We start from the raw sequence: 12,440 nt of genomic DNA, 5'->3' as shown, positions 1-12,440 counted from the left end.
CCATGTCTGCTGCCAAAATCGGATTATTGTCTCTTACAGCGCTGGTATTTAGTTCTATGGTGGGGTCAGGCGTATTTAGCCTCCCCCAAAATATGGCTCAAGTTGCCAACGGCTCTGCCCTTCTTGTTGCATGGCTCATTACCGGAGTCGGCATTATTTTCTTGGCCCTGTCATTGTTGCATTTAACTCGTCAACGACCAGATCTAGATGGCGGTATTTATAACTATGCACGCGAAGGCTTTGGAGACCTCATCGGGTTTTGCTCGGCGTGGGGTTACTGGTTGTGTACTACCATTGGTATTGTCGGTTATGTAGTGATTGCCTTTTCAGGTGTCGGCATGTTTACCGACAGCAAAGACCACGTTATTTTTGGTGAAGGCAATACGCTCTACTCTCTGATTGGATCAAGCATTTTTGTATGGCTGGTGCACTGGTTAGTAAGCCGAGGTATTAAAGAAGCTGCGATTGTGAATTTACTGGCAACCATTGCCAAAATTATTCCAATGGTGGTCTTTATCTTCTTTACTTTTATTGCCTTTAAGTTTGATTTGTTCAAACTCAACTTAAATGACTTCTCTTTAAAAGTTCCCCTTTGGCAGCAAGTAAAAGACCTAATGCTCATTACCCTTTGGGTATTTACCGGTATTGAAGGTGCGGTGGTTTTATCATCACGTGCCAAAAACCGTCATGACATTGGCAAAGCGACTATTTTAGGTGTTTTACTGGCATTAAGTTTTTACGTGATGGTGACAGTGTTGGCTTATGGTGTGGTGAGCCGTGAAGCGCTTGCGGGCATGCATAACCCATCCATGGCGACCATTTTGCAGCAACTCATCGGTCTACCCGGTACCATCATTATTACCATTGGGCTTATTATTTCAGTTTCATCGTCTTATTTAAGCTGGACGTTATTTGCGACTGAAATTCCATATCTAGCTGCAAAAAATGGTGCTTTCCCGAAACTATTTTTAAAGAATAACCAAAATAATGTGCCGATTTCATCACTATGGCTGACCACTATTGTGGTGCAAGGTTCTCTGATTGCCGTATATTTTTTCAATAAAAACTATACCCAGCTTTTATTGATTTCATCGGTGATGATTTTGCTGCCTTATTTTCTGGTATCGGCGTTTTATCTTAAAGAATCGATTCGCCACAAACGCACGCCGCATATTGCCATTGCAAGTGTCGCTTCAATCTATGCACTTTGGTTGCTCTATGCAGCGGGTTTAGACTTACTGCTGTTGTCTGGTGTATTGTATTTGGTTGGCTTGGTTATTTTTTCAATCAGCTACTTTGAGCATAAAAAATCGCTCAAACAAAATCAGCTTAATTAATCATTTCAACCACTGTTGAGCTATTTCAGCAGTGGTTTTCTAAAAACAAAAAAACTATTTTGAAGGCGGCGACTGCTTTAAATGCAATCGTAAAATACGGCGTAATTCTAAAATTGCCTCAGGGCTAGTTTGAATCGAATGCCCACCTTTAATAATCAGCTCCGACTGCTCCCCACCCAAATGTGAACTTTGATACGGCACAATCCCATCGCTCATTTTTGACTTATCTGTCGTACCATTTATGTTGCCCATAATTGAGTGATAGACCACGTTGGACGAGGGTTGAATGGCTTGGGTCAACTGCATAAAGTTAGAAGAACGACTTAAATTACTCGCTCCATTTTCAATTAAGCCTTTTCTGAGTTTGGTATTTTTCTCATCTCTCATTTCAACGGCAATAAAAAAGTCGGCAGGTAAGCGAATAATACGGCGAGCAATTTGGGTAAACCATCGGTCAGCATAGTCAGTACCATGATGCGGCGCCGAAACAAAAACAACCCGCTTAAAATAGGGCAAATCTTTGAACTGAAAACGTTCTCGAATAACAGGATTTTCTTTTAAACGCTTTAGCTGTGCTTCATTCATTTTTTGCATGGCTAAATCAGAAACGTCTGCATCGCTTACTAGTAAGCGGCTAATCACTCCGCCCATACTATGCCCAACCAATACGGCATCATGTGCAGCGTAGCTGTCTTTGGCAACGTTTTGAAAAGCCTGATTCAGCAAAGAATAAATCTGGAAACGACTTTCAAAAATCGGCATATTGGTTGAATAAAACACCTGCCAAACTTGGTAGTTTTGTCTTAATTCGGCATCACCCATAATGTCATTTGTTAGGCTCACCCATGCCTCTGGGCTGCTTGCCAAGCCATGAATAAACACAATAATTTTTTTATTGGGGTTAAAAGGTTCCAGCATATATAAATGCGGCATAATCAAATTGGCTTCTTTATTAATTAAAGACCAATAGCCTGCTGCACCTAAATTATATTTCGATAACCATAGCCCATAAGGCGCCGAATAGTTTGCAGTAAGTGGATAGTCCACACCTTCAACTTTTACACGGTCCTGTCGGTATGGGTCAAACATGGCAATTTCTAACTCTGCCCCATCAATGACCTGATCGGCTGTGGCCTTTTGTTTTGGGTAAGCAATAGCCGTGACTGGAAAGAAACGTGGTAAATGAATGTTGGGATTACTCTGGTAAGCATAAAAAGCATCGGGATCTAAAATAAAACCATGATTTACATCATGCTCCTTACGTCCCACAATAAACTCCGCACCTAAACCATCCTTACGATTGACGGTATTAAACCCTGAAAAGTTCATGTTATAGCTAGAGCGAAAGGTATCAACTTCAATGTATTGTACATCTACAGCATGATCAAAGTTAACGTGGTACTCATGCCTATCTGCTTTTAGTATAGGTGGGAAATGAAGCGTATTTAAATGATTAAAATACGTGGTCATGAGCTTCGACAAGGCGACGTTATAAAAAATACGTACCTGATTTTGGCGATGGTCAAATACCCGATCAAAAGGTGGCTCTTCAGAATCAAACAAATAGACATAGCTATAGCGCAAGCTTTTATCAAACAACGCCAGCTCTTGCTCAACACAACTGTTACTTTTAAGAGTGACATTACACTGGCTACTACGCCCAACATCTAAAGCTTTTGCCAAATAAATTTCACTCAGCGCAGCATAGCGTTCTTCTCTGCTGCTATTTTCGGACAGGCTCTGAACCTTATTTAAACAATCATCAAAATTTTGTAGGCAAGTTTTTTCATCTTCTTTGACCAAATACAGTAAGTTTTGGGTCTGATGACTTAGAGTATTATCGGTCAAAATGCTTTCATTTTTACTTTTTAAAGCACTGCTTAAGTTACTTTCTTTTAAATGAATGACCTGACAACCGCTCAGCAGTCCCATTATTGTAAGCACTAAATAATGGCCGGATTTTGTCATTGTGCATTCCTTTATCGAATGTATTTCCCCACCCATCATTATGCCTGTAAAGCTGTGCCTGAACAATTTCGGCTCAGCTTTGATTGGAATTTATTTGGAAAATAAAATTGACCGTATATTTTATTAAGCTTGTTTAAACTTCTGCTGGGAAGCCAAATAAGAAAAATAAAGGATAGGTAAAATAAACGGCGCTACGCTCCAAAAGTCAAAATAGACATAGAGTACCGCCCCCATTAAAGCACCTATGACAAAGCCAATGACAATACTGGCACTTTTAAGCAAACTTGCCCGATTGGCGGCATTATTGTTTTTAAGCAAGTTGGCAATATCAATCCCAAGCTGGGTGGTGTTGCCTGTCATCATGGTACTTGGGCTAATATTTTTAATAAGGGTTTTGCTTGATGTATTACGAATCGCCAAAGCAATTAAACCGAGGCCACCAGTGATTGCAACCGTAATCGAATCGGCATTTTTAAATGGCTCAAAGTAAAGCCCAGCAGCCATAAAAGCAAAGAGAAAAATAGCTTCAAATAAAAATAAATAAGACAGCGTTTTGTGTTTGGTCTGACTACGGTCAATTAAAAGTTTGGTAATAACCACCGTCACAATAAACAATGGAATAGCCGCAAGTTTAATCCATAAACCGGCACCACCCTTCACCAACGCAGCCCCGGCCAATACCAAGTTGCCCGTCACATGAGCAGTAAAAAAACCAAATAACGCGATAAAGCCAATGGTATCAATTGCCCCGCCCACCATAGTCAATAAAACAGGATCTCGACATATTACCCACGTACTTTGTGTTTCTTGTTGAATTGAAGTCTCTGGCATAAGCAGCATCCTGTTCTTTTAAAGTCATTAAATTCAGTACGAAGATGTTTTAAGTATTTAAAAACAAATCAAAGCTAAAGCATTTATCAAAACAAAAAAGTATGTAAAAACATAGAGTGTTTAATGTCGCAACACTGTCTTCAAAACAGCAACAATAAAATTTGTTTATTTTTAAAACATTAAACGCTTCTCATCCGCAAATCAATTTGACCTCTAAAACTGTTCTAACTATGATGAAGCCGCAAGTTTCGCCAATATTTTGCACAAACGGCTATTGTGCTGAGTGATTGATAAAGAAAACAACAACGACGAGAAGGAATATGTCTCTTTATAATTTTTCAGTTTTTTTGGGTGGATTGTTATTTGTATCGATTGCCTCTGCCGGCTATAAAAGTAATGCACACCGTGACTTTTACTCAAAATGCGTAGCCGCTGGACATAGTCGCGCGACCTGTCTGTGTATTTATCACCGTTTAGAACGCCAATATTCCCCAAAACTCATGCATAAGCTTGGAAAGTTAAGTCTACAAAGCCCAGAAGTGCCGCGTGATTTTGTAAAAACCATGCTTCGAACGATGCAACAGTGCCAGTCATAAAGTTACAAGTTTTTTTAAAGCAAATCAGCAAGATTTCTAATTTCTTCCATCACCGCTTTACACGCAGGCGTTAAATAGCCATGTTTAGAAATAGACAAAGAAATATAGCGCTTGAGTGCTGGGTTAATAATTTTTGCGGCTTGAATTGAGGTGTATTGGCTGGCTTTTTTTAAAGCTTGCGGCCCCAGCATGGTATACATGCGAGACTCGGAAACCAAATGGGTTTGTAAACTAATCGAATCGGCTTCAAACACAATATTCAGCTCTACCCCATTTTCATAGGCCATGTGGTCTAAAAAATTGCGCCAGTTACTTGGCCTGCAAAACGTGACCAGCGGTAACTGACTTATCTCTTTAAAGTCGACTTCACTGGCCTGAGTGAGCGCATCTCCTTCGCTGCCGACCAAATAGGTATCGGCTTGGATAAGGTAAATATCGCCTTGTTTAGGTGTCGGGTTAAAGCGATAAAGAATAGCTAAATCAACACTGCCATCTTCGAGCCATTTTTCTAAATGTACCCCTTGCCCTTCACGCACTGAAAGTTTAATTAAGGGATATTTTTGTTGAAGGACTTTATAGAGAGTCGATAACAACGGATGTGCAGTAGACGGCAAACTGGCAATACGAACCGTACCAATCGGTGTATCGGTCGAGTGCAAAATTTCATTATTGAGTTGATCGGTCACGTTCAGCCATGAACGAATTTTAGGAAGTAAATGCTGGCCTAAATCGGTCAGCTCGACACCACGTCCAGTTCGGTTAAACAAACGACCACCACATTGGGCTTCAAGCTCATTCATTTGCCGACTGATTTGCGGTTGGTTGGTGTTATGCAGCATGGCGACTTTGCTTAAGCTACCGAGTTCCACCGCGTCTAAAAATATTTTCCATAATTCATAATTCATCGATTCTTCCCAAATCGTAAATAGGCAGCATTTTGAGCCATACATTTTCAGTATAACTGAAATTCAAGAATTGGTAATTCCTACATAGCTCACCTATTTCTATACTCCAATCATGTTCTCTACAACACGATTTAAGTCAGATTAAGAACCAGAGAATATTTAATTACACTGTATAGGAAGTACGATTATGAGTTTAGATTTACGTGGATTAACCCCAGCACCTGTGACTCCTTTTACCCGTGACGGACAAGTAGACCATGATGCAATTCAACGTTTAGGTTCATGGTTAGGCAGTATTGATGGTGTGAAAGGCTTGGTTGTTCTTGGGCATGCAGGTGAAGGAACATTCTTGTCTCAAAAAGAACAAATGCAGGTCATCGAAAGCTTTGTTAAATCGGTAGATGATAAAATTCCGGTAATCGCAGGGATTACACTCGAAGGTACTTCGGTTGCAGCAGAAGAAGCAAAACGTGCAGTCAGCGCAGGTGCTTCGGCAGGTTTGATTTACCCTTCACATGGCTGGTTGCGTTTTGGCTATCAAAAAGGCGCACCGCAAGACCGCTATAAAGCGATTTATGAAGAAAGTGGTTTGCCATCTATTTTATTCCAATATCCAGATGCCACTAAGGCCACTTACGACCTAGACACTTTACTCGATATTTCTGCACAGCCAGGTGTGTTTGCCATGAAAAATGGTGTACGTAACATGCGCCGTTGGGATGTCGAAATTCCAATTATTCGCCGTGAACGTCCAGACTTACAGGTGTTGACTTGCCATGATGAATATTTGCTTCACACCATGTTTGATGTAGACGGCGCTTTGGTTGGCTATGGCAACATTGCCCCTGAACTTTTAATTGAAATGATTAAAGCAGGCAAAGCCAAAGATTACGCTAAAGCACGTGCAATTCACGACCAATTATTACCAGTAACTCGCAATGTTTATCACCGCGGTTCACACATGGAAGGTACGGTCGCACTTAAACATGCACTGGTTGCTCGCGGAATTTTGGACCATGCCACTGTCCGTTCGCCACTGCTTCCACTGGCAGATGGTGCTGAGCAAGAAATTCATGATGCAATGCGCCAAGCCGGAATTGGCAAGGTCGATTTAACCCAAGCCGTTGCTTAAATTCTATTCGGGCTAGCATATACGCTAGCCTTTTTTTCCTGTACGCTGCCTGAGGCCAAACATCGGGCATGTCTCTTAAAAACAATAATAAAAAGCATGCAAACTGTTGTGAACAGGTAGTGCGAAATAGAACAACAAAACTACGAGGAATGTAGTGATAAGGAGATATAAGATGACAAATCTAGCGGATGTAGAACAAATTAGTCATCATCAAAAAAATGCGGAAATTATTGCAAGACTCGAACGACTACCCGTCACCGGACGATTGCAATTTATGCGAATTACCATTGGTATCGCGACCTTTTTTGACGCTTATACTGTTCTAGCAATTGCCTTTGCTTTACCCCAACTCATTACCGAATGGCACCTAACGCCTGCCTATGTCGGCGCGATCATTGCCGCGGGCTATGTCGGCCAACTGGTTGGTGCGATCTTTTTTGGTTCTCTTGCCGAAAAAGTTGGTCGTTTAAAAGTGCTGTCTTTTACCATTTTACTGTTTGTAGCAATGGACATTTCCTGTCTGTTTGCGTGGAGCGGAATGTCGCTGTTAATTTTCCGTTTCTTACAAGGTGTGGGAACAGGCGGCGAAGTACCTGTTGCGAGTGCCTATATTAATGAGTTTATTGGTGCAGAAAAGCGCGGTAAGTTTTTCTTGCTCTATGAAGTTTTATTCCCACTTGGTCTTATGTTTGCAGGCATGGCGGCATTTTTTCTGATGCCAATTTACGGCTGGAAAGTCATGTTTATTGTGGGCCTAATTCCCTCTTTACTAGTCATTCCTTTACGGTTTTTCTTGCCTGAGTCACCACGCTGGCTGGCTTCAAAAGGCCGCTTTAAAGAAGCCGATCAAGTGGTTAAAAGCTTTGAAGATGGTGCCATTAAAAGCGGTAAAACTTTGGCTGAACCTGTGGTTAAAGAAATTAACCCGCAAGGCATGGCAAAAACCGACTGGCGCGAGCTGTTCCGTGGCATCTACCGCAAACGTACCTTTACCCTGTGGGGCATGTGGTTTTGCGTGTATATGGTGAACAACGCCATGGTGACTTGGCTGCCATCTCTCTACAAACAACACTTTGGTCTGTCGCTGCAAACCAGTTTAGGTTATGGCTGGATTACGTCGGGCGTGGGTGTGATTGCCTCTATAATCTGTGCATTAATGATTGATAAAGTCGGCCGCCGTCCTTGGTACAGTGCAGCGTTTTTCTTAGCAATCATTCCACTCATGAGCCTCTCGGTTTTAGGCGCAAAATCGGCCATGCAAGTTGTGATTTTAGCAACGCTGAGCTATGCCATTTTGCAGACCATTTCATTCTCTTTATACCTTTACGCTGCTGAACTTTACCCTACTCGCCTACGTGCGATGGGCATCGGGTTTAGTACCGCTTGGTTACGCGCTGGCTCTGCAATTGGACCTGTTATGGTTGGTCTGGTTGTTGGTGGCTATGGCATTCAATATGTGTTTAGTGTGCTTGCCGTTGTGGCGCTCATTGGTGGCCTTGTGACTTTCTTGTTTGCCATTGAAACCAAAGGCCAAGTGCTCGAAAAACTCTCTCCTTAATTCATCCATTTCATAAAAAGCTTGCCTAACCCAGCGTTAGGCAAAGGGCTTATTCATACTTAAAAAAGGAATTTAAAATGAATAAATATTTGCTGTGGGGCTGTATTGGTTTAGGCAGTGTGAGCAATGCGTATGCAGAGCTTCCTCAAGAATTTGGCAAGTTAGAATTAAAACTCAACACCCGTTATTGGAACGATGAAGGCACTGCCCACCCCACGCTCGCCAACCCTTCGCCTTCGTCGAGTGAATATGAACAAAGTGCCTTAGGGCTTGAGTTAAATTATCAGTCACCATACATGTGGGACTGGCTTGGGGTGGATGGTTCACTCTATGCAGTCACCAAGTTGTTTGACTCCGGCAAGCCGAGTGCTCAGCTTTTAGAGGTCGAAAATAACGGCAAGCTCGACCAAAACTTTGCGACTTTTGGACAGCTCTATATCAAGGCAAAACTGGGTGATCAAGGCGAAATTAAATTAGGCCGCCAGTTGCAAGACTCGCTGTTACTTAAAAGCACCAATAACCGCGCAGTGCCCGACACTTTTTCGGGTGCGAGTGGGCAGTTTCAACTAAATGATCAGCTACAGACTTACATTGCTTACTATGACCGCTGGAAACCGCGCAGCATGGATTCTTTTGAAAAACTGGTGACTGAAAATGACGAGCGCATTGATTATGTCGGTTTGCTTGGCGCCAAATATCAGTACAAAAACTGGAGCGTGAATGCCGAATATTTAAATAGCAAAGATTATTTAAAAAAGTACGGGGCGATTGCTCAATATAAATTGCCGATGCATGGCTTGGTGTGGACATTTAACACGGGTGCTTTTTTCTCGCGTGATGATGGCAAGCTGTTTAAATGCGGTGCCGAAACCGAGCTGGACTGTGTCAAAGGTCAAGACATTAACAACCGTGGCAATGGTTACTTTGTCGATGTAAATGTAGCCAAAAATAATATTGAAGGTGGTATTGCCATTTCCAAGTTTGATGGTTTTTGGATTGAAGATAACTTTGCCGTGCACTCCGACCGCAACTCGGTTTTAACGCAAGACCACGGCACTAACCCGTTTCCGACCTCTGCGACCATTGGCCCTGACTTTACCAATAATGATGAAACCGCCGTTGCCCTTCGCCTGAAATATAACTGGAAAGACTACGTGAAAGGCTTAAAAACCGAAGCGAAGTATATTTATGGTTTTGGCGCTCACCAAAGTAATATCAGCAGTGATATTGAAGGTAAAGAGCGTTACTTTGACTTTACGGTAAGTTATGCCTTGCCGTGGGTAAAAAACTTAGATGTGCGTTATTCATTTTTGCATTATGAGTCAAAGTTTGAAAATGCAAACCTAGGTGAAAAAATAAATGGTATGTCTCGGAAATATTGGGACCAGCACCGTGTATTTATTAATTACCGTTATACATTTTAAGCACAAGCTAAACGTTTAGTTTAGCTTTATTATTTTTATTAATTTATAGCTTTAGAGATATTAACTTTTGAGTTTAATTAAAATATAAATTTATATTTAAAATTTTTATAATATTTTATTTAAATTGAATTGACCTATTAAAAACTTATGATTATTATGGTCTCGCTGGCCTACATTGCCAGTCGGTTTTGACAGACCGAGTATACAGCGTATCAGGTACATTCTCTCCTGAGTATGAGACTTGTGCGCAACCCGCACTCCCCCTTACCGTTGAGGTAGGACGGGAGGGGGACGCGCTTGCGCGTGCTGGCTTGTATGCCCAGTCTGTCAACCCTCTTCCGTTCTACCACCATAATCAATTGACGGTGATCTTTGGTGGTAGAACTCCATATATTTTAAGGAGTTGACCATGCCACGATATATATTTATCCCCTCTCCCTTATAAACTTTTTATTTATTTAAAATTTAGTTTTCTATTATCTAAATTTTCAAATTTATAAATTATTTTTATTTTAAAATTTAAATCATTTTATTTTATTGCTTTTATAGGCGGGTTAACTATTGCCTTTAAAAATGATTTTAAAACTTAAAATATAGCGGTTTATTTTTTCTCATTGAGATATCCCCAAATCATCACGAGAATAATATGAAATTTTATAAAACTATTTTGGTTTTAGGCCTCGTTGTCGGCGATTACAGCGTTTCGGGTTGTGACCTCCGCACACAGCAGGAATTTGAAAAAATTTGCCTGTCGGGTGGGCACACTCAAGCCAGTTGCGACTGTATTTACCAACGGCTCGAACAAGTGTATTCACCTCAGCTTATGCAACGTCTAGAACATGTCAGTTTGCAAAGTCCTGCTCTCCCACAGGACTTTGCCCCTACTTTTTTTAGTGTGATGCGGCGGTGCGATAAAAACGACATGGGCTAAGTGTTTGGCTTAGCTCCCTTATCTCTGTGTCGCAATGGTGGATGACTTTAAATCAGCGCAAAAAATTAAAGTTCTGTTGTGGCACGGGGGCCTTGGGGGGAAATGATTTCATTACTTCCTTTTCTAAAGATTAGTTCCTACCATTTGTCTTGAAGTATCTATGTTAATCAAAAAATTTAGTCTATTCTTTTTACATAGAAAGAATGCTCAAAAAAATTAATCAGTTGATTTAAAAAAAATTGTTCATCTAAAATTTAGTATTTCTAAGCGAGCCATTCCTATGTCAATTGAAGATTTCTTTATAAAAGATTCTCCCTCTAAGAGATATCTTTTAATGAGCTTAGCCCTATTCATGTCAATAATGGCTTTAATTGCTTACTTTAAGGGAAAGTTGGGATTTGAATATATATTTTCCCTTACTGTAGGGTACGCCTTAATATTTTTTATTTTAAAAAATGCAGCATTACCACTTTTTCCCCCACTTACGGAAAAAAGTAGTGATGCAAATGCTATGGCTAGAACAACCATAGCAATTGTTTATATCCTTGCTTTGATAGCTCTAACTATTTCTTATTCTTTATAATTAATTACTCTTCAATTTTCTTGCTTCGCTCTACAGTAATATATTCATTTGGAATTACTAACTGCTTTTCAATATCTTTCAGCTTATAAGAAACTAAAGTGCTTTTACCAATGCCTTGAAATAACACTTTAACATCTTTAAAAATAAAGGTTTTATACTGACTCAGTTCCTTAGTTGTTGTTCTTGGCAATTCAATTAAATTTGCATACGGTTCTTTAATATATAAGGTTGCCTTTTCTATTCGTACCCCAGTATTTTGCATAGTGTAATTTAGGAATGCTTTACCAACATCACCAATAAGGATAAGGGGCACAAGTGGAGTCAAGCTAATAAAAAAAGCTATTTCTAAGCTATCTCTAATATGCGTTTCTAATCTCTTTAATTTTTTTCTTGCGAATGCTTTAAGATTTTCACTAGCATCAGGATCATCAACAATATCTGCTAGATTTTCAAATTTTATATTAAATTCTTTAATCTTCTGCCGATTCATGTAAAAAGGATAATACGCAAAGGCGATAAAAAATACGGTAATTCCTATGTATAAATTGACTTTCCAATGCAATAAAAATATGCCGTGAATAACGTATAAAAGATAAAGAGAGCCAATTAACGTAATAATATTAATTTTTGGAAAAGGAAGTTTTTTCCCAATTCTAATATGAGGTGGTAAATACTTATCAACCCAGCTTAAGACAAGATAGGTCACTGGAGCTAAGGATGTGCCAAAGAAAAATAGCATAAACCCTAATACAGCGTAAGCAATAGAGAACGCAGCAAAAATCAGTAGAAAAATAAGTGTATCACCAAAGCTAATTTCCGACGGGATATAGCCAATTGTTAAAAGATAAGCAACTAAGCACAACACCCCTATTGCAACTATCGCTTTAGTCATTGTCAGTGCAACTTCATGCCACTGCCCCAGATTATTTACACATCTCGTTATCAAGTCGTTCATTTGATCTAACCAAATTTTATAAATTATTTAGAAAGAGATAATTACCTTTTTCATAAACCGCTCCCCAGCGGAGTAATCGTCTTTTGAAATTTCCCCAAATTTCAGAGTATGTCCCCACATACTATTCAGTAATGTCACAAAAAACTTATACGTTTTCAGGCCATGTATTTTAGCTTGTATTGCACTAGTTTCTACTTTAAACCCATACAAAATTAAAGTT

At 40.0% G+C, this 12,440-nt stretch carries 11 protein-coding genes; 7 read left to right on the top strand and 4 right to left on the bottom strand.

Translation table 11 applies throughout. The annotated features are described in order from the left end of the window. Positions 1 to 2: 2 nt before the first annotated feature. Complete coding sequence (locus EG365_RS13135; RefSeq protein WP_001271336.1) at positions 3 to 1,337, top strand: basic amino acid/polyamine antiporter; 1,335 nt, start codon at positions 3 to 5, stop codon at positions 1,335 to 1,337. 54 nt (positions 1,338 to 1,391) lie between these two features. Here EG365_RS13135 and EG365_RS13130 read toward each other — a convergent pair whose 3' ends face one another. Both EG365_RS13130 and EG365_RS13125 read right to left on the bottom strand, forming a co-directional pair. Next, positions 1,392 to 3,305 carry a lipase family alpha/beta hydrolase gene (locus EG365_RS13130; RefSeq protein WP_000167354.1) on the bottom strand — a complete coding sequence of 638 codons (1,914 nt, stop codon included), beginning with the start codon at positions 3,303 to 3,305 and terminating at the stop codon, positions 1,392 to 1,394. 123 nt (positions 3,306 to 3,428) lie between these two features. Then, on the bottom strand, positions 3,429 to 4,136 hold the full coding sequence (locus EG365_RS13125; protein WP_001115355.1) for a YoaK family protein: 708 nt from the start codon (positions 4,134 to 4,136) through the stop codon (positions 3,429 to 3,431). A gap of 320 nt (positions 4,137 to 4,456) precedes the next feature. Between EG365_RS13125 and EG365_RS13120 the strand changes: the two genes are divergently transcribed. Continuing rightward, the gene (locus EG365_RS13120; RefSeq protein WP_000061141.1) at positions 4,457 to 4,732 is read left to right on the top strand and encodes a hypothetical protein; all 276 of its coding nucleotides are present in this window, start codon (positions 4,457 to 4,459) and stop codon (positions 4,730 to 4,732) included. Positions 4,733 to 4,746: 14 nt separating this feature from the next. On the opposite strand, the gene EG365_RS13115 is transcribed toward EG365_RS13120, so the two are convergent. Further along, positions 4,747 to 5,637 carry a LysR family transcriptional regulator gene (locus EG365_RS13115; RefSeq protein ID WP_001105559.1) on the bottom strand — a complete coding sequence of 297 codons (891 nt, stop codon included), beginning with the start codon at positions 5,635 to 5,637 and terminating at the stop codon, positions 4,747 to 4,749. A gap of 187 nt (positions 5,638 to 5,824) precedes the next feature. Between EG365_RS13115 and EG365_RS13110 the strand changes: the two genes are divergently transcribed. The 5 genes from EG365_RS13110 (at position 5,825) to EG365_RS13085 (ending at position 11,265) form a co-directional block, all read left to right on the top strand. Beyond that, a complete protein-coding gene (locus tag EG365_RS13110) occupies positions 5,825 to 6,769 on the top strand; it encodes a dihydrodipicolinate synthase family protein (RefSeq protein WP_000050871.1) in 945 nt (314 codons plus the stop codon). 172 nt (positions 6,770 to 6,941) lie between these two features. Then, positions 6,942 to 8,327, top strand: a complete 1,386-nt coding sequence (locus tag EG365_RS13105; protein WP_000182788.1) for an MFS transporter — start codon at positions 6,942 to 6,944, stop codon at positions 8,325 to 8,327. Between the two features lie 77 nt (positions 8,328 to 8,404). Further along, on the top strand, positions 8,405 to 9,751 hold the full coding sequence (locus EG365_RS13100) for an OprD family outer membrane porin (protein WP_001046209.1): 1,347 nt from the start codon (positions 8,405 to 8,407) through the stop codon (positions 9,749 to 9,751). Between the two features lie 646 nt (positions 9,752 to 10,397). Beyond that, a complete protein-coding gene (locus tag EG365_RS13090; protein WP_000675273.1) occupies positions 10,398 to 10,682 on the top strand; it encodes a hypothetical protein in 285 nt (94 codons plus the stop codon). Between the two features lie 280 nt (positions 10,683 to 10,962). Further along, a complete protein-coding gene (locus tag EG365_RS13085; RefSeq protein WP_000020972.1) occupies positions 10,963 to 11,265 on the top strand; it encodes a hypothetical protein in 303 nt (100 codons plus the stop codon). A gap of 4 nt (positions 11,266 to 11,269) precedes the next feature. On the opposite strand, the gene EG365_RS13080 is transcribed toward EG365_RS13085, so the two are convergent. Next, the gene (locus tag EG365_RS13080; RefSeq protein WP_000998814.1) at positions 11,270 to 12,220 is read right to left on the bottom strand and encodes a hypothetical protein; all 951 of its coding nucleotides are present in this window, start codon (positions 12,218 to 12,220) and stop codon (positions 11,270 to 11,272) included. Positions 12,221 to 12,440 lie beyond the last annotated feature (220 nt).

The organism is Acinetobacter sp. FDAARGOS_494 (genome assembly GCF_003812225.1).
GTDB classification, from domain to species: Bacteria; Pseudomonadota; Gammaproteobacteria; order Pseudomonadales; family Moraxellaceae; genus Acinetobacter; species Acinetobacter baumannii.
The sequence above is the reverse complement of the archived record's forward strand: the minus strand, read 5'-3'. Positions and strand labels throughout refer to the sequence as shown.